The following is a 17,516-nucleotide window of genomic DNA, read 5'->3' as shown; positions in this document are numbered from 1 at the left end:
ATTTTAAGTTTTAATCGACTAATTTTGAAGTGCAAAGTTACAACTTATTTTTAGTTTTAAGAACTCGATGGTCTGTTGTAAATTAACAAAAACAAATACTATTTATGTGTACGGTTACGTATTTGCCAATTGGCGATTCTGATTTTATATTAACTTCTAACAGAGATGAGCAACCATCAAGAAAAACAATTGCACCAAAAGAATATGTTGAAGATGGTGTAAAATTAACCTATCCGAAAGATGAATTAGCTGGCGGAACATGGATTGGTTTAAGTGATAAAAATAGATTGGTTTGTTTGTTAAATGGTGGATTTGAAATTCATGAACGTGAAGCGCTCTATAAAATGAGCAGAGGAATTATTGTAAAAGCCATTTTAAAATCGGATGATTTTGAAAACTACATTACTACTTTCGACTTTATTGGAATAGAACCTTTTACAATTGTATTGTTAGACTGGAACACGAATTTAAAAGCTTACGAATTGGTTTGGGACGGAACACAACAACATTTTTCTAAATTAAAAAAGGAACCTAAAATCTGGTCTTCATCAACGTTATACACAAAAGCAGAAAAGGAATTAAGAAAAAAATGGTTTGCTGATTGGTCGAAAAATCAAAAGAAATTTACCCAAGAAGAAATCTTAAAATTTCATCATAATTCTGAAATCGGAACACCAGAAAACTCACCAAAAATGAAACGCAGTTATGTAGAAACGGTAAGCATTACATCAGTGAAAAAAAGTACTGACAGCATTAGGTTGAATTACGAAAAAATCACTTAATAAAATGAAAATGCAATAAGGGTTACGAATATAAACCCGATAGAAGTAATAAAAAAGAAAACCCAGTTTACCAATATAAATTTTATAAACGTTTTAAAGTGTCCTTGTTGGTAAAAACGTTTCATTGCTATGTATAAATAAATTAAGAATAGCAGTATAAATATTCCTTTAATGTATTTTGGATGCTTTGCGTAATCAACAATATAAAAAAGAATTAGTAATAAAAAGAAAACGGTTTGTGTATGGAAAACAAATATTAAATGTTCTACATAGGTAAATTTTCTTCTTACATAAAAGAATTTTAAAAACAATGTGAATAAAGGCAGTAAAATAAATAATGAAATTGAAATGTACGAGATTAATTGTTTTGAGAATTCTTTTTGATTTTCACTGCTTTCTAATATTTTGTTGACGGCTTTAAGTCTGGTATACATAAAACGATTAAAAAAAGTATGCTCTGCGTTTAAGCTATCTAAAGCACTATCTGTTTCTATATTTGGATATTTTTTTTGAAAAGAATAATACTTGTTTGCATCAGGAAAGAAGCTTAAATTAAAGTTCCCTGAGTTGTTAGATTTTATTTTTAGAGAGTCTGGGTTTAATTTTGGAATTACTTTTAAAATTTCTTCCCTATCAGTTGAATCAATATTTTTTAATGCATCGTTTATACTTGAGTTTATTTTAACAGAATCTAACTCTTTTGTTGCAGCATTAAATTGTTCGTTTATACTTTTCTTTTTTGTTGTTTTTCCTGTTCTAAGTTCATTAAATGCCTCATAACTCTCTGTGGCTCCCAAAATTAAAAAGAAGAGCACAGAAACAGATAAATAAAACCGAAACGGATTTGCATAACGCTGTCTTTTGCCATCAATATAATCTCTAGAAACTTTGCCTGGCTTAGTTAAAAGCGGAATAATAGTTGTCCAAAATTTCGAATCCCAAGAAATAAATCCGTTAAAAACTTCGTGTAAAAAATTGCCAAATGTAATGCGCTTGTCTTTATTTGTTTGTCCACATTCTGGGCAAAATTTTTCATGACCAGAAAACGGATGTCCGCAATTAAAACATTCAGCATCTAAAACTTTTACTGGTTTAATGCGTTGTTTTCTAATTTTAAACTTCATTAGTTAAGAAACGGTAAAGTTGACAGTTGAAAAGTTGGAATGATTACTTGAAAAAGCGTATTTGTTTTTTTATTAATCATTTTAAAAGTTCCTTTCATTGAGCCAGAATCGCCCAATAAAAAACAATTAGAACTATACGTATATTGTTCGTTTGGGTTTAGTATTGGTTTTTGACCAACAACGCCTTCGCCAACAATAAATTCCTTATCATTTAATGCATCAGAAATTTCCCAAAAACGTTCTAATAATTGTACAACATCACTAGATTCATTTTTGATAGTAATAAAATAACTAAACGCATTAAAAGTGTTTAGATTCCGTTCTATTGCACCATTAAATTTAGTTTGAACAGATATTTTTATGCCATTTGTAATTTGCTGTACCATAACTATTTTTAGAAAAGTTAGCTTTTCAAATATAAGAACTTTGAGTAAATAGAGAAATATTAGTACATTTTATTCTTGCGGATGTATAACTGCACTGCCAATTCCGATAACACGTTGGTAGTTTTCTCCAAAAGCTTTATAATAAACAAGCACTGTGTATTTGTTTTCTGTTTGATAAAAAGAACCGTTTATTTCGTGAGTATTTATGTTGTTGTTCTTGTCTTTTATAGCAAAAGTATAATTGTAAAAACCTTGTTTTATTAAGATAGAGGTTTCATATTTTTTAGTGTCAGAATTAAAAGTCATTTTGTTTTCTGAAGTTGTATTAAAATCGTTAAAAGCACCATAAACATAAATTTCTTTGTTTAAAATCTCATCAGCATCTAAATAAAAATGAACCATTGCGTAATCTGCTTCTGTAAACGGATTATTTCCTTCTGTAGTTCTAACAACAAACTGTCCGTTTATATCTGGAAAATACGTGTATGGTTTTAATTTCCTGACTTCTTGCGGATATAAATATGCGTGATAAATGTCTTTTTTTTCTACACGAGCAATTTGAATCGTGCTATTTCTTATTTGTTTATTGTCAAAGTTCAAATATTCATTTCCGCTATAAAAATTTGGTTTATTGTAGTATTTATAAACCAATTGATTGTTTTTGAAAAATTGTGGTTTTAAATTAGAAATTGCAGTTTCCCAAATGTTATTTTGCAAAACAACTGTTGTAATTTCTTGCGATGGATTTCTAATTTCGTTCGCATTATAATTAATTGTAAACTGTACAGTTTGTTGTTGGTTTTCGGTTGATGTATTTCTGCTTCTTACAACAGAAACTCCAACCAATGCTTTGCTTTCGTAATAAGTAAATCTTCTGGTAAAAACAATGTTTTGTACTTCGTCTAAAACAGAAACAAGGTAATTTCCACTTTTCGTTATTTTTGTGTTTTCATTCGGAAATTGAACTCGGTAATTAGTGTAATCTTGCAAGGTGTTAAAAGAATTTTCGTATTCTAAAATATTGTTTTGATTAAATCCAATAATATATTCATTGGTAGAAATTCTACTTGGTTTCCAATCAGAATCCATGTGTTCTATTTTATATGAATATTCTTTTTGATCTGCGTCTAAATCATCAAAAGAAAGCAACACTGTTTTTCCTAAAGGAACAATTGTAGAAAAATCTGTGGCATCTAAAGGTTTTAAAACAATAGATTTTATATTGCTAGATGTAGTTTGTTGTGCAACAGAATTTGCGCTAAACAAAATAATAATACATAAAGTAGCTAAACTTCTTTTCATGATTAAATAGATTATTAAAACAAAGCTGTTTAGCCTTTGTCATTGTACAAACGTACTAAATTTTAAAAAAACATAAAGGAACGTTATTTAGAATGGTTACAAATAAATAAAACTTTTTAAGATTAACTGTAATTATTAGATAAAGGGTTTTAAATTTTTTAAATTTGCATGTTTTTTTAAGATAATTAAAAGTCATATTTACTATGTCAAAAGACATCCGTATAAAAAAAGGTTTGGACATCAAACTTGTTGGCGAAGCAGAACAAACCACAGCAAACACTAATGTTAGTGGTGTTTATGCAATAAAGCCAGAAAACTTTCACGGAATAATACCTAAACTTACCGTTAAAATTGGAGCAGAATTAAAAGCTGGAGATTCACTATTTCATTCAAAAAGTGATGAACGTATTTTATTTTCTTCGCCAGTTAGTGGTAAAGTGACAGATATTATTCGAGGAGAAAGAAGAAAAGTATTAGAAATTAAAATCTTAGCAGATACGTCACAGCAGTTTGCAGATTTTGGTAAAAAAGAGGCAGCTAAAATGTCTGGAGAAGAAGTGAAAACTCACTTACTATCTTCAGGTTGTTGGCCATTTGTAAAACAACGTCCGTACGATGTGGTTGCAAATCCAAATCAAGCACCAAAAGCAATTTTTATTTCAGGTTACAACAGTGCGCCTTTAGCTGCAGATTTAGATTATGCGTTAAAAGGTAAAGAAGCAGAATTGCAAACAGCTGTTACCGCTTTAAGCAAACTAACCGAAGGAAAAGTACATGTTTCAATTTCTAAAGGAGCTAATTTATCTCCTTTTAATGGAATTAAAGATGCACAAATTCATGGTTTAGTTGGGCCACATCCAGTTGGTAATGTAAGTACACAAATTGCACAAGTAAATCCTATTAATAAGGGAGAAGTGATTTGGACAGTTACTGCGCAAGATTTAGTTGTAATTGGAGAATTGTTGTTAACAGGAAAATTCAATGCAAAAAGAACAATTGCATTAACAGGATCTCAATTTACTTCACCAAAGTATGTAACGGCATATCCTGGAGCAACAATTTCTAACGTTGTAACAGATAATTTAAACGTAGAAAATTCAAGAATAATTAGTGGTAATGTATTGTCTGGTTCTCAAGTTGCTTTAGACGGCGCTTTAGGATATTACGACAATCAAATTACAGCAATTCCAGAAGGAAACGATTATGAATTATTTGGATGGAACAAGCCAGTTTTTGATAAAGTTTCTACTTCTAGAGCGTTTACTTTTTCTTGGTTAAATCCAAAGAAAAAATACGATTTAAATACCAATACAAACGGAGAACACAGAGCATTTGTTGTTACAGGTTCTTACGAAGAAGTATTTCCTTTAGATATTTATCCGATGCAATTATTAAAAGCATGTATGTATAAAGATTTAGACGAAATGGAAGCTTTAGGTGCTTACGAAGTTGCGCCAGAAGATTTTGCTTTAACAGAATTTATTTGTGTATCTAAACAACCTCATCAGAAAATAATCAGAGAAGGGTTGGATTTAATGAGAGAAGAATTAGGATAAGGTTATGGGCTTAAAACAAAATTTACATAATTTAAAAGAGAAATATAAAGGAACAAAAATGGCACCTGCGTTTAACGCAATCCATACCTTTTTATACTTGCCAAATGAGACAACTCACGGAGGAACTCATATTAAAGCGGCAGATGATTTAAAACGTACCATGAATATTGTAATTATGGCGTTAGTGCCATGTTTAATTTTTGGAATGTTTAATGCAGGATTTCAACACAATATTGCAGTAAATGGTAATTTTACTTCTGGAATGTCTTTCTTTAGTGGAGAATTCTGGAACTTAGATAATTTATTTATTGGAGCAGCTAAAATTTTACCTTTGGTAATTGTTTCTTACGTTATTGGTTTAATTGTTGAATTTATTTTTGCAGTAATTAAAGGACACGAAGTAGAAGAAGGATATTTAGTAACAGGAATGTTAGTGCCTTTAATTGTTCCTGTAGATATTCCACTTTGGATGTTAGCAGTTGCAGTAATTTTTGGTGTTGTTATCGGAAAAGAAGTTTTTGGTGGAACAGGAATGAACATCTTAAATCCAGCTTTAACAATTAGAGCATTTTTATTCTTTGCATATCCAACTTGGATGTCTGGAGATAAAGTTTGGGTTGCAGAAGCAAGAGAATTAACAGGAACTGCAGATGCAATTTCTGGTGAAACTATTTTAGGAAGTTTAGCGCAAGGAAAAGAATTTGCTTACAGTGTTTCTGATATGTTCTTTGGATTTGTTCCAGGTTCTGTTGGAGAAACATCAACATTACTAATTGCAATTGGTGCGTTGTTCTTAATCTTTACAAAGATTGGAAGTTGGAGAATTATGTTAAGTGCTTCTATTGGTGCTTTAGTAATGGGATTAATTTTTAATCAAGTTGCAGCAGCAGGAATTATAGGAGAAAGTAGCAAGTTTTTTAGTTTAATGAATACACCTTTTTGGCATCATTTATTAATTGGAGGTTTTGCATTTGGTGCAGTTTACATGGCAACAGATCCGGTAACAGCATCACAAACAAACAAAGGAAAATGGATTTATGGTTTCTTAATCGGGTTTTTATCGATTATGATTCGTGTATTCAATCCAGCATATCCAGAAGGAGTAATGTTAGCGATTTTATTAATGAACGTTTTTGCTCCAACAATTGACCATTATGTGGTTCAAGGAAATGTAAAAAGAAGATTAAAACGTGCTAAAGTTAAAACTGCCTAGTTATGAGTAAGAGAACAGATAGTAATTTATATACACTACTTTTTGCCACAGGAATGGTATTAGTAGTAGGAGCGTTATTAGCATTTTTGGCATCATCATTAAAGCCAACTATTAACGAAAATAAACGTATAGAAAAACAACAGAATATTTTATACGCAATGGGCGTAAATGAAAATGATGAAACCAATGCAATCTTTGTTGCTAAAGATAAAGTTGGCGAAGAATTTTCTAAATACATCACTAAGCAATTAGTAATTCAAGGAGGTAAAATTACTGAAGATACTAATGCATATTTAATTGATGTAAAAAAAGAACAAACAGCAGAAAAAGAAGGAAAAGCAAGAAGATTGCCTTTGTTTGTTGGAGAAAAAGATGGTAAAACATTTTACATTGCTCCAATTAGAGGAAAAGGTCTTTGGGACGCTGTTTGGGGATATGTTGGTATGGACGAGAACATGGTTGTTCAAGGCGCATATTTTGATCACAAAGGAGAAACTGCTGGTTTAGGTGCAAACATTAAACTACGTTTTTTTATGGATGATTTTATTGGAGAACATTTGTTAAAAGATGGAAATTTTAAAGGAATTACCATTTCAAAATCAAACAACGACCCAAAGAACGAAGATAAAACAGATAACGAAGTAGATGCAATTGCCGGCGCAACAATTACTGGTGATGGAGTTTCGGCAATGATTAAGTCAGAGTTGAAAAAATATGTATCATTCTTTAACACTTTAAAAACAAATTAATATGGGACTTTTATCAAAAAAAGACGCAGCATTAATCACAGATCCGTTTGCAGATAACAATCCAATTACAATTCAAGTATTAGGTATTTGTTCTGCTTTGGCAATTACTGCAGAGTTAAAAGCATCTATTGTAATGGCAATTTCTGTATTGTTTGTAATGGGAGCAGGAAACGTTGTTATTTCTTTAATGAGAAATATCATTCCGTCAAAAATTAGAATTATTGCACAATTAATTGTTGTAGCAACATTGGTAATTATAGTAGATCAAGTGTTAAAAGCTTTTGCTTATGAATTAAGTAAAACGTTGGGAGCTTTTATTGGATTAATTATTACAAACTGTATTATTATGGGACGTTTTGAAGCTTTCGCTTTAGCAAATGGTCCTTGGCGTTCTTTCTTAGACGGAATTGGAAATGCAGTTGGTTATGGAGTTATTTTAATCGTTGTTGGATTCTTTAGAGAATTATTAGGATCAGGAACTTTATTAGGATATAAAGTTTTAGGAGATCCAATAGAAAAAACAGGATTATATTCAATTGGATATGAAAATAATGGATTTATGTTATTAGCACCAATGGCGTTAATTGTTGTTGGAATTATCATTTGGATTCAACGTAGTAGAAACGAAGCATTAATTGAAGAAAATTAAAACAATTAACAGTAAACAATTATCAATAAATAAAAACATTGATTGCTGATTACTGATAACTGATAATTGAAAAAAATATGGAACATTTAGAATTATTTTTCAAGTCGATTTTTATAGACAACATGGTATTTGCCACTTTCTTAGGAATGTGTTCTTACCTTGCTGTATCTAAAAAAGTAACTACAGCAGTTGGTTTAGGAGCTGCGGTAATCTTTGTATTAGCCGTAACGGTTCCTTTAAACTGGTTGTTAGATCAATATATATTAAAAGAAGGAGCATTAGTTTGGTTAGGTCCAGAATATGCAGCATACGATTTAAGTTTCTTATCATTTATTTTATTTATTGCAACCATTGCAACTATGGTACAATTGGTAGAAATTATTGTTGAGAAATTTTCACCATCATTATACAATTCATTAGGGATTTTCTTACCATTAATTGCTGTAAACTGTGCAATTTTAGGAGGATCTTTATTTATGCAATCTCGTGAAATTGCTACATTAGGATTAGCAACAACATACGGAATTGGATCTGGTATCGGATGGTTTTTAGCTATTTTAGCGATTGCTGCAATTCGCGAAAAAATTAGGTACTCAAGTATTCCTGCTCCATTAAGAGGATTAGGAATTACATTTATTGTAACGGGTTTAATGGCAATTGGTTTTATGAGTTTTGGCGGAATGTTAACTGGTGGTGATGAAGAAACTAAAGAAGCACCAAAAACAGAAAAAGCTGTTAAGGTAATTAAAGAAGTAAAAGCTAAAGAAGTGAAAAAAGAAGAATTAGCTAGTAACACTAAAGAAATTAAAGAATAATGATTTTAGCGGCAAGTACATTAGGAACTATCGTAGCTACAGTAGCTGCATTCTTAGTAATAACTTTGTTATTAGTTGCATTGTTATTATTTGTAAAACAAAAATTATCTCCGTCTGGTCCTGTAAAAATTACCATTAATGGAGAAAGAACAATAGAAGTTGGTTCTGGAGGAACTTTATTATCAACTTTAGGAGCAGAAAAAATATTTTTACCATCGGCTTGTGGTGGTGGTGGAACGTGTATTCAATGTGAATGCCACGTAAATGCTGGTGGAGGCGAAGCTTTACCAACAGAAACTCCGCATTTTACTAGAAAAGAATTAGCGGCGGGAGCTCGTTTATCTTGTCAAGTAAAAGTAAAACAAGACATGGATATTTCTATTCCAGAAGAAATTTTTGGAATTAAGAAATGGGAAGCTGTAGTTGTAAGAAATTACAATGTTGCAACTTTTATTAAGGAATTTGTAGTAGAAATTCCAGAAGATATGGGTTACAAAGCTGGTGGATATATTCAAATTGAAATTCCAGAATGTGAAATAAAATACGCCGATATGGATATTACTGCGCATCCAGAAGAACATGATGTGGCAGATAAATTTGAAGCTGAATGGAATAAGTTTGGTTTAAGACCATTGGTGATGAAAAATACTGAAACTGTAGAAAGAGCTTATTCGATGGCTTCTTATCCTGCAGAAGGACGTGAAATTATGTTAAATGTACGTATTGCAACACCTCCTTTTGATAGAGAAAAAGGCGGATGGATGGATGTAAATCCTGGAATTGCTTCTTCGTATATCTTTAACTTAAAGAAAGGCGATAAGTGTACAATTTCTGGACCTTACGGAGAATTCTTTATCAACGAATCTGAAGCAGAAATGTTATATGTTGGTGGTGGAGCAGGAATGGCGCCAATGCGATCGCATTTATATCACTTGTTCAGAACATTAAAAACGGGAAGAAAAGTTACGTATTGGTACGGAGGACGTTCTAAAGCAGAATTATTTTATATTGAACATTTTAGAGCTTTAGAAAGAGATTTTCCAAACTTTAAATTCTTTATCGCATTATCTGATCCGTTAGAATCTGATAATTGGAAAGTGAAGAAAGATATTAATGATGTTGAAGGTGATGGATTTTTAGGATTTATACATAACTGTGTAATCGAAAACTATTTAAATCATCATGAAGCACCAGAAGATTTAGAATTGTATTTCTGTGGACCACCATTAATGAACAATGCTGTTCAGAAAATGGGAGAAGATTTTGGAATTGCAGATGAAAACATCCGATTTGATGACTTTGGAGGATAAGCGGTAATCGCCATTGATAAAAATATCATTCCTGCTTAAGCATGAATGACAAAAACCGATACAGAAATGTGTCGGTTTTTTTGTTTTGTTACTTAATTAGTATCTTTAGAAACGTTAATTTTTTTAAAAATGTTAAAAAGTATTATTTATAAAAATTATTCTTTAAGCTTACGAGCTAGTTTTTTTCTAATTAGTTTTTTTGTTATTTGTAACTATGTTGGTTATTCTCAAAAAACAAAAAATGTTTTGTTTATTGGAAATAGTCAAACTTTTTATAATGATTTGCCAGCATTAACAAGTAATATTGCTGCTTCTTTAGGTGATGTGTTAAATTACGAAGAATCTACTATACCAAGTTTTAGTTTAAAGCAACATTTAAATAAACCCGAAACCATGAATAAAATTAGAAAAGGTGGATGGGAATATGTAATCTTACAAGAAAGAAGTTCTTTGCCGGCTTTATGGGATAGTTTTGTAGAAGAAAATGTATATCCATATTTACAGCAAATGAAGGATTTTATTTTAGAACATAATCCGTGTGCTAAAATTGTATTATATCACACTTGGGGTTATAAACAGGGTTATCAAAATTACTGTTCTACTTACCCTAATTTATGTGATTACAATGGAATGGATGATGAATTGCAAAAACGATTTAAAGAGATGCAAACCAAGTTTAATGCAATAATTTCTCCCGTTGGCCCTGTTTGGAGAAATATAAGAAACTCTTTTCCTGATATTGAATTGTTTGACCCAGACAACACGCACCCTTCCTTAAAAGGAAGTTTTACTGGAGCATTAACTTTCTATACTATTATTTTTGAAAAAGACGCAAGTTCATCAACCTATAATCCAGGAATTCCTAATCTAGAAGTAACAAAAATTAAAGATGTTGTAAAAGAAGTTGGCTTTGACAACTTATCTGTTTGGAGAAATATAATTTTAGATGCAGATGTAAAGTTTAATTATCAAATTACATCTAATTTAGAAGTTACTTTTTCAAATACAACAGAATTTGCCGATAGTTATGTATGGGATTTTGGAGATGGAAAAACATCAACAGATAAAAACCCAAAACATACTTATTCTACAGATGGAAGTTATATAATTACATTAACTGTAAATAGATGTGATAAAACTGTTATAAAAAATCAAACAATTACTTTAAAGACACTTTCTACTCAAAGTATAAACAAAGGAATAATTAATATTTATCCAAATCCTACTAAAGAATATTTATACATAAATTTACCAAATACAGAAGTGAAAATTAATGTGTTTTCAATTGAAGGAAGATTATTATTTGAAGGTATAAAACCTGTAAATAAAAACCACCAATTAGATGTTTCTATTTTAAATACTGGTTTGTATTTATTGAGAATTACAAACGTAAATAATACATCAGATTTTAAAAACAAGCTTTTTGTAATTCAATAATTTTTTCTTAAGATTTTAATTTTTTAAATTTCTACATCAAAAATAGGTACGTTTAGAACATTAAAATTCATTTTAAGCAATATTGTTTTAATATTGTTTTTCAAATTAGTTATTAATGGCCAGGTGTTTATTTTGTTATAACGAAAAGAAAAGCAATTTTACATTTAATTCTTTATTTCCTATAATTAAACATGTAAAATGTTTTAATTGCAAGAAAAAACTTACTTGGATTACTTTTCTAAACAAGAACTTTTTATTGCATACAACTTTACTTTTAAAGAAATAGAATTTATTTCTTTAGTACCTTAATTATTGCAGATTTTTCGTCAGCAGTAACTTTTATCAGGTAGAGCCCTTTAGAAATATTTTTTAAATCAATGTTCACTAATTTACTCGAAGTAAATCTTTGCTTTTTAATTGTTTTTCCTAAAACGTTTGTAATTTCTACATCAATTTTATTAAAGTTTTCGCCAAAATTAATCTGTAATCTTTCTGATGTTGGATTTGGATAGGCTTTTACAGAAGTTAATAAATTGTTTTTAACGCTTAAAACATTTAATAAGCCAAGTGCTTGTATATTACCAGAAATATAAGCAGTTCCAGCAGTTCCATAGGTGTTTCCTCCAACAACTCTTGTTGTTCTTGGTGCTCCAAGAATAAAATAATCGCCGCTTAAACTAACTGCAAACGGGCTGTCAATTCCGTTATAATCGCCACCACCAATATAACTTGTGGTTTCTATTTGAGATGCTTCAATTACTTCTGCCATTACCCAATTATTTTGATTGTTTTTTGTGAATAAAAAAGATCTACCAACATTTAAAATATTTGATTGTCCGTTATGAACTCTACCAGAAGGATCAGAAATTAGCATTAAATTATTGTCTAAAGAAATTCCTAATCCAAAATTACTGGTGTTTTCTGCTTTCACAATTTGAGTTTCGTTCCACACACCATCTCCATCAACTTTAAACACATATACTAAGCCTCCATACCAAGTATTATTTTCAAAAAGATCAATGTTTTTTGCGCCAACAGCAATATAATTACCAGAAATAGAAACTGCATCAAAACCAAAATGAGATGAGGATTTTCCGTTAGATGGTTTTAATTTTTGTACTTCTGTCCAAACATCATTTGCTCCTTTTTTAAAAACAAATGCAGAACCATTTCCTCCTAAAGGATTTAAACCATCTGCATCAGTTTTGTTTTCACTACCAAGAACTATATAATCTCCACTAATATCTAAAGAATGCCCGATGTTATTTGAAGAAGCTCTATGCGAAGGAATTAATTTTTGCGTTTCGTTCCAAACTCCATTTGCATCAATTTTAAAAACATAAGCAGCTCCAGCGCTTGAAATTTGATTGCCTCCAGCCGTGTCATGATCTTCATCTCTTGCACCAACAACAATATAATCGCCATCAGCAGCAATAGATGAACCAAAATAATCACCAATAGCAATATCAGAAGATCGTATTCTTTGAACACCATTCCATTGGTCATTTTCATCTTTTTTATAAATCATAACTGAGCCAGCTATTTTTTCAAATTTGACTTCGTCAAGTCTATCTGTAAGTGCGCTCACAAAAATATAATCGCCATAAATAGCAACTGAATATCCAAAGTATTCATCATCATGTTTCCCAATATACGCTTCAAGTTTCTGATGATAAACCCATTCATTGTTAGCATTTCTTTTGTAAATATGAGCAGAGCCGGTTCTTTCCGTGTCTCCATGAGCACCAATAACGGCATAATTGCCATGTATAGCAACGCTATAACCAAAAGCATAACCAGCGCCAGTGTTAGGTTGTCTTAAAATTGTTTCTCCCCAGTTCTGAGAATTTACATTGTAAATTAATAAAAATAAAAATGTGTTGAGTAGTAGTTTTTTCATGGCTTTATAATTTTATAATATTAAAATTAGATAAATGTCATATAATTTTAATGAAAGATGTATGATTGGTAGTAAATTAAGTATAAATAGTCATTTAAACTTATTTAGGTTCAATAATTAAAAAAACAGCGGTTTTATTGCCAATGTTTAAAACTTCATGCGTGGTAATTCCTTCATTTGAAAAATCACTTCCAGTTGGTACATCAACTTCTTTTATTCCATCAGAATTTGTAATTCTAAATTTACTTCCAGTAATAGTGTAACCAAAATGTGTTTTGTGATGATGTTTCTCGTGGCCAACTCCAGGAGGAAACGTGCATTTTAGTACTCTTAATTTAGCATTGTCTTGCAATATTTCACAAACTTTTTTGCCTTTCCAACCTGCTTCATAAGGGTCTGGAAGATTTGTTTCTGGTTTACAGGAAATAAAAAAAAGGAATAAAAAAATAATAAAAATAGTGTCTTTATGAAATAGGTTTTTACTGAAGTTACTGAGTAATTGAATCATTTTTGGTTGGTTGATATAATTAGTAGTTGTTAAATTTACTGTTTTTTATTGAATTAAAAATCAGTAGTTTAGTGCAAATATATTTGTAGATGAATTATACAAACATCATTTTAATCATTCTTGCTGTAATTGCGGTTGTTAGTATCGTCTTATATTTTTTTCAAGAACGTTTTTTATTTCACCCAGAAAAGTTGCCAGAAGATTTTATATTTCAGTACGAAAATCAAAAAGTAAAAGAATACAATCTCGAAATTAAAAAAGGCGTTGTTATTAACGGATTGCATTTTCAAGCAGAAAACTCAAAAGGCGTTGTGTACTATCTAAAAGGCAATTCTAAAAGCATAAAAGGTTGGGGAAAATTTGCGGTAGATTTTACCATTCATGGCTACGATGTTATTATGATTGATTATCGTGGTTTTGGAAAAAGTACCGGAAAAATGAGTCAACAATCTATGAAAGATGATGCCTTGTTGGTGTACGCAAAACTAAAAGAAATCATCAACGAAGATAAAATTATTGTTTATGGACGTTCTTTAGGAACAGGTTTGGCAACCAAAGTTGCATCGATGAACAATCCTAAAATGTTGGTTTTGGCGTGTCCGTATTTTAGCATGTCTAAAAATGTAAAGCGCTATCTACCTTTTATTCCGTTAGGTTTGGTAATGCGTTATCAAATGCCAACCTATAAATGGATTAAACATGTAGATTGTCCGATTAAAATTATTCATGGTACAAATGATAAAGTGATTAAATTTAAATCGAGTTTAAAACTGTCTAAAATGAAACCGAGTTTAACGCGTTTGTATCCAATTATTGATGGCGGACATAAAAACTTACATAACTTTGAAAGTTATCATAGAGCGCTAGATGAAGTTTTAAATGAAGAACGTGTTTCTAAAGTTGATAGAGAAAATACAAGCATAGATTTTATACGATCTAAACGAACATCAAAAAAATGAAAAAGGCAAGAAAAGTAGTCGTATTTTTACTCGCTTTACCGATACTAATTATGGGTTTATTACATTTATTTCAAGAGAAAATAATCTTTTTGCCAGAAGCAATTGAGACAGAATATATGTATCAATTTCCTTTCGATTTTGAAGAAGTAAACCTAAAAACAAAAGACAAACAAACCATAAATGCGCTGCATATTAAAGCGAAAAATCCAAAAGGAATTATCTTGTATTTTCATGGAAATCAAGGAAATTTAATTCGTTGGGGAGAAATTACTTCGTATTTCACACAGTTTAATTATGATGTTTTTGTAATTGATTATCGCGGTTATGGAAAAAGTACTGGAGATTTTAATGAAACCCAAATGTATAATGATGCTTTACTTAGTTATGATTATGTAAAAAAGCAATTTTCTGAAGATAAAATTGTTGTGTACGGACGTTCTTTAGGAACCACATTTGCCACAAAAGTTGCTTCAGAAAACAAACCGAAATATGTAATATTAGAAGCACCTTTTTATAATTTACATCACGCGGCAAACTTTAAATACAAAGTAATTCCGAAATTTTTATTGAACTTTAAATTCAAATCAAACGAATACATTTCAAAAGTTAAAAGTCCGATTACCATTTTTCACGGAACGGAAGACAAAACAACTCCAATTGAAGGAAGCCAAGATTTATTTAAGCTAATTATAACCACTAAAAAAGAATTTATTCCGCTTAAAAACGGAACACATCACAACGTAAGAAGTTTTGAAAAATATACAGCTACTTTAAAAACAATTTTAGAGAACTAACATTTTAAGAAAGCTTATCTTTGCCGCATAATTAATTTTTTTATGCAAACTACTTTTCAAGATTTAAATTTATCTACACAGCTTTTAAATGCCGTTGAAGACTTAGGATTTACACATCCAACTCCAGTTCAAGAACAAGCATTTTCTGTAGTAAGATCAGGAAAAGATGTAGTTGGAATTGCGCAAACCGGAACCGGAAAAACTTTTGCGTACATGATGCCAATTTTAAGAGATTTAAAATATTCTAATCAAACTCATCCACGAGTTTTAGTATTAGTTCCAACTAGAGAACTGGTATTGCAAGTTGTTGAGGAAATAGAAAAACTAGCAAAATATATTACACTACGTGTGTTGGGAGTTTATGGTGGCGCAAATATTAATGTGCAAAAAAGAGCCATTATGCAAGGACAAGATATTGTTGTTGCAACTCCAGGAAGACTTTACGATTTAGCGTTAAGCAAAGCATTAAACATGAAATCTATCCAGAAATTAGTGATTGATGAGGTTGATGTAATGTTAGATTTAGGTTTTCGTTTTCAACTCTTAAATATTTTTGACATTTTGCCAGAACGCAGGCAAAACATTATGTTTTCTGCAACGATGACGGAAGATGTTGACAAATTAATTACAGACTTTTTTAAATCGCCAGAAAAAGTTTCTATCGCGGTAAGTGGAACTCCGTTAGATAATATTGCACAAGAATGTTATGATGTTCCTAACTTTTATACGAAAGTTAATTTATTAAATCACCTAATAAAAGACAAAGAAACCTTTACCAAAGTATTGATTTTTGTTGCAAATAAGCGTGGCGCTGATAGATTATTTGAATCGTTAGACGAATCTTTTGCTGATGAAATTTGTGTAATTCATTCTAATAAAACACAAAATTATAGAATTCGTTCTATTCGTCAGTTTGATGAAGGAATGAACCGAATTATGGTGGCAACCGATGTTATGGCGCGTGGATTAGATTTAGAAGAAATTAGCCACGTTATCAATTTTGATACGCCTAATTTTCCTGAAAATTATATGCATAGAATTGGTAGAACTGGTAGAGCAGAAAAAGAAGGTAAAACCATTTTATTTTCTACGTCAAAAGAACAAGAAGATAAAACTGCTATTGAGGAATTAATGAATTATGAAATTCCTAAAGTAGATTTTCCTGTTGAAGTAGCAATTTCTGAAATGTTAACAGAAGATGAACGCCCAAGAGAAGATATGGAGCGTTCTAAAAACAGAACAAAGAAAGAATATATTCCTGGTGAAGCTTTTCACGAAAAAAGCGAAAAGAACAGTAAAACCAATCAAGGTGGTTCTTACCGAAGAGAAATTGCTAAGAAATATAAAAAGCCAAAAACTCGTGGCGATAAAAATTACAACAAGCACAATAAAAAGAAATAAGAATGCAAGTTTTAACAGCGCAAGAATTGCATAATTTAGGAATGAACATCGTTGGAAAAAAACTCCAAGAAATGGGTTATGAATTTGTTGCAGTGAATAGCGAATTAAAAAAACATCCGCAATTTGTATTGTTTAAAAAAGGAGAACCTACCATTTTTGTATTGGTAAAAACAACCAATAATATTCAAACTCCAGAAGATTATGATGTGCTTTGGATGGAAACTTTTAAAGAACACGCCAAAAAACAAAATGCCAAAGTTTGGTTTGCTGGTGTAGGAATTGCCAATGCAGAAAGCACAGAAAATCCTGTTTTTAAAGATCAACCGTATTATGTAGCTTTTGAAGATTTCATTAAGATTTTGGAGTAGGTTTCGCTAACGTGTTTGTGTATGGTTAGTTGCGATTTCGTGAGTGTGGATTTTCGATAGAAAATCAACCGATTGAAAGCGTAACTAAGTTTTCAATTTTTGTTTAAATATTGCAATTAATTATACACGTTGTTAACCAATGTTGTTGTATTCATATTTATATCCAATATCAATTAATATATTTCCTTGAATATTGGGAGTTATATTTTGAGGAATTCTCTTTTCTGCATTAATTTCAAAACTTGAAATAGAAACTTTCACGT

17 protein-coding genes are annotated in these 17,516 nt (G+C 30.7%); 12 read left to right on the top strand and 5 right to left on the bottom strand.

Annotated elements, in window-relative coordinates; all coding sequences use genetic code 11:
• Positions 1-104: 104 nt before the first annotated feature.
• A complete protein-coding gene (locus ABDX67_RS00085) occupies positions 105-782 on the top strand; it encodes an NRDE family protein (protein WP_347172582.1) in 678 nt (225 codons plus the stop codon).
• Here the strand turns inward: ABDX67_RS00085 and ABDX67_RS00080 are convergent.
• The 3 genes from ABDX67_RS00080 to ABDX67_RS00070 form a co-directional block, all read right to left on the bottom strand.
• Positions 779-1,906, bottom strand: coding sequence for a DUF3667 domain-containing protein (locus tag ABDX67_RS00080; protein WP_347172581.1), 1,128 nt, complete (start codon positions 1,904-1,906; stop codon positions 779-781). The genes ABDX67_RS00085 and ABDX67_RS00080 overlap by 4 nt on opposite strands.
• The gene (gene apaG, locus ABDX67_RS00075; protein WP_347172579.1) at positions 1,906-2,292 is read right to left on the bottom strand and encodes a Co2+/Mg2+ efflux protein ApaG; all 387 of its coding nucleotides are present in this window, start codon (positions 2,290-2,292) and stop codon (positions 1,906-1,908) included. Before apaG ends, ABDX67_RS00080 begins: the two co-directional genes overlap by 1 nt.
• A gap of 69 nt (positions 2,293-2,361) precedes the next feature.
• On the bottom strand, positions 2,362-3,594 hold the full coding sequence (locus tag ABDX67_RS00070; RefSeq protein ID WP_347172578.1) for a type IX secretion system plug protein: 1,233 nt from the start codon (positions 3,592-3,594) through the stop codon (positions 2,362-2,364).
• A gap of 203 nt (positions 3,595-3,797) precedes the next feature.
• Here ABDX67_RS00070 and ABDX67_RS00065 point away from each other — a divergent pair, with 203 nt between their 5' ends.
• The 7 genes from ABDX67_RS00065 to ABDX67_RS00035 all read left to right on the top strand — a co-directional run bounded on the left by ABDX67_RS00065 (position 3,798) and on the right by ABDX67_RS00035 (position 11,323).
• Positions 3,798-5,150, top strand: a complete 1,353-nt coding sequence (locus ABDX67_RS00065; RefSeq protein ID WP_347172576.1) for a Na(+)-translocating NADH-quinone reductase subunit A — start codon at positions 3,798-3,800, stop codon at positions 5,148-5,150.
• Between the two features lie 4 nt (positions 5,151-5,154).
• Entirely contained in the window at positions 5,155-6,363 is a 1,209-nt protein-coding gene (locus ABDX67_RS00060; RefSeq protein WP_347172575.1) for an NADH:ubiquinone reductase (Na(+)-transporting) subunit B, read from the top strand.
• A gap of 2 nt (positions 6,364-6,365) precedes the next feature.
• On the top strand, positions 6,366-7,112 hold the full coding sequence (locus ABDX67_RS00055) for a Na(+)-translocating NADH-quinone reductase subunit C (protein ID WP_347172573.1): 747 nt from the start codon (positions 6,366-6,368) through the stop codon (positions 7,110-7,112).
• 1 nt (position 7,113) lies between these two features.
• Entirely contained in the window at positions 7,114-7,761 is a 648-nt protein-coding gene (locus tag ABDX67_RS00050) for an NADH:ubiquinone reductase (Na(+)-transporting) subunit D (RefSeq protein WP_347172571.1), read from the top strand.
• Between the two features lie 77 nt (positions 7,762-7,838).
• Positions 7,839-8,576, top strand: coding sequence for an NADH:ubiquinone reductase (Na(+)-transporting) subunit E (gene nqrE, locus ABDX67_RS00045; RefSeq protein ID WP_347172570.1), 738 nt, complete (start codon positions 7,839-7,841; stop codon positions 8,574-8,576).
• Positions 8,576-9,886 carry an NADH:ubiquinone reductase (Na(+)-transporting) subunit F gene (gene nqrF, locus ABDX67_RS00040; protein WP_347172568.1) on the top strand — a complete coding sequence of 437 codons (1,311 nt, stop codon included), beginning with the start codon at positions 8,576-8,578 and terminating at the stop codon, positions 9,884-9,886. Before nqrE ends, nqrF begins: the two co-directional genes overlap by 1 nt.
• A 129-nt stretch (positions 9,887-10,015) precedes the next feature.
• Positions 10,016-11,323, top strand: a complete 1,308-nt coding sequence (locus ABDX67_RS00035; RefSeq protein ID WP_347172566.1) for a T9SS type A sorting domain-containing protein — start codon at positions 10,016-10,018, stop codon at positions 11,321-11,323.
• A gap of 289 nt (positions 11,324-11,612) precedes the next feature.
• On the opposite strand, the gene ABDX67_RS00030 is transcribed toward ABDX67_RS00035, so the two are convergent.
• The gene (locus tag ABDX67_RS00030) at positions 11,613-13,223 is read right to left on the bottom strand and encodes a T9SS type A sorting domain-containing protein (RefSeq protein WP_347172565.1); all 1,611 of its coding nucleotides are present in this window, start codon (positions 13,221-13,223) and stop codon (positions 11,613-11,615) included.
• Positions 13,224-13,323: 100 nt separating this feature from the next.
• Positions 13,324-13,731, bottom strand: a complete 408-nt coding sequence (locus ABDX67_RS00025; protein ID WP_347172564.1) for a cupin domain-containing protein — start codon at positions 13,729-13,731, stop codon at positions 13,324-13,326.
• Positions 13,732-13,820: 89 nt separating this feature from the next.
• On the opposite strand from ABDX67_RS00025, the gene ABDX67_RS00020 reads away from it, so the two are divergent.
• The 4 genes from ABDX67_RS00020 to ABDX67_RS00005 are packed head-to-tail and all read left to right on the top strand — an operon-like array spanning position 13,821 to position 17,253.
• Complete coding sequence (locus tag ABDX67_RS00020; protein WP_347172562.1) at positions 13,821-14,690, top strand: alpha/beta hydrolase; 870 nt, start codon at positions 13,821-13,823, stop codon at positions 14,688-14,690.
• Positions 14,687-15,484: an alpha/beta hydrolase gene (locus tag ABDX67_RS00015; protein WP_347172561.1), complete on the top strand. Its 798-nt coding sequence runs from the start codon at positions 14,687-14,689 to the stop codon at positions 15,482-15,484. The genes ABDX67_RS00020 and ABDX67_RS00015 overlap by 4 nt, the downstream gene beginning before the upstream one ends.
• A gap of 42 nt (positions 15,485-15,526) precedes the next feature.
• Entirely contained in the window at positions 15,527-16,885 is a 1,359-nt protein-coding gene (locus ABDX67_RS00010; RefSeq protein ID WP_347172560.1) for a DEAD/DEAH box helicase, read from the top strand.
• Positions 16,886-16,887: 2 nt separating this feature from the next.
• On the top strand, positions 16,888-17,253 hold the full coding sequence (locus tag ABDX67_RS00005) for a Na(+)-translocating NADH-quinone reductase subunit F (protein ID WP_347172558.1): 366 nt from the start codon (positions 16,888-16,890) through the stop codon (positions 17,251-17,253).
• Positions 17,254-17,516 lie beyond the last annotated feature (263 nt).

The sequence above is a fragment of the Polaribacter uvawellassae genome (genome assembly GCF_039748955.1).
In the GTDB taxonomy this organism is placed as follows: domain Bacteria; phylum Bacteroidota; class Bacteroidia; order Flavobacteriales; family Flavobacteriaceae; genus Polaribacter; species Polaribacter uvawellassae.
This window is presented reverse-complemented; position numbering and strand designations above follow the sequence as displayed.

Bases quoted from the DNA above. Each gene is read 5' to 3' on its own strand.
- ABDX67_RS00085 (WP_347172582.1), top strand. From the start codon at position 105: ATGTGTACGGTTACGTATTTGCCAATTGGCGATTCTGATTTTATATTA.
- ABDX67_RS00080 (WP_347172581.1), bottom strand. From the start codon at position 1,906: ATGAAGTTTAAAATTAGAAAACAACGCATTAAACCAGTAAAAGTTTTA.
- apaG (WP_347172579.1), bottom strand. From the start codon at position 2,292: ATGGTACAGCAAATTACAAATGGCATAAAAATATCTGTTCAAACTAAA.
- ABDX67_RS00070 (WP_347172578.1), bottom strand. From the start codon at position 3,594: ATGAAAAGAAGTTTAGCTACTTTATGTATTATTATTTTGTTTAGCGCA.
- ABDX67_RS00065 (WP_347172576.1), top strand. From the start codon at position 3,798: ATGTCAAAAGACATCCGTATAAAAAAAGGTTTGGACATCAAACTTGTT.
- ABDX67_RS00060 (WP_347172575.1), top strand. From the start codon at position 5,155: ATGGGCTTAAAACAAAATTTACATAATTTAAAAGAGAAATATAAAGGA.
- ABDX67_RS00055 (WP_347172573.1), top strand. From the start codon at position 6,366: ATGAGTAAGAGAACAGATAGTAATTTATATACACTACTTTTTGCCACA.
- ABDX67_RS00050 (WP_347172571.1), top strand. From the start codon at position 7,114: ATGGGACTTTTATCAAAAAAAGACGCAGCATTAATCACAGATCCGTTT.
- nqrE (WP_347172570.1), top strand. From the start codon at position 7,839: ATGGAACATTTAGAATTATTTTTCAAGTCGATTTTTATAGACAACATG.
- nqrF (WP_347172568.1), top strand. From the start codon at position 8,576: ATGATTTTAGCGGCAAGTACATTAGGAACTATCGTAGCTACAGTAGCT.
- ABDX67_RS00035 (WP_347172566.1), top strand. From the start codon at position 10,016: ATGTTAAAAAGTATTATTTATAAAAATTATTCTTTAAGCTTACGAGCT.
- ABDX67_RS00030 (WP_347172565.1), bottom strand. From the start codon at position 13,223: ATGAAAAAACTACTACTCAACACATTTTTATTTTTATTAATTTACAAT.
- ABDX67_RS00025 (WP_347172564.1), bottom strand. From the start codon at position 13,731: ATGATTCAATTACTCAGTAACTTCAGTAAAAACCTATTTCATAAAGAC.
- ABDX67_RS00020 (WP_347172562.1), top strand. From the start codon at position 13,821: ATGAATTATACAAACATCATTTTAATCATTCTTGCTGTAATTGCGGTT.
- ABDX67_RS00015 (WP_347172561.1), top strand. From the start codon at position 14,687: ATGAAAAAGGCAAGAAAAGTAGTCGTATTTTTACTCGCTTTACCGATA.
- ABDX67_RS00010 (WP_347172560.1), top strand. From the start codon at position 15,527: ATGCAAACTACTTTTCAAGATTTAAATTTATCTACACAGCTTTTAAAT.
- ABDX67_RS00005 (WP_347172558.1), top strand. From the start codon at position 16,888: ATGCAAGTTTTAACAGCGCAAGAATTGCATAATTTAGGAATGAACATC.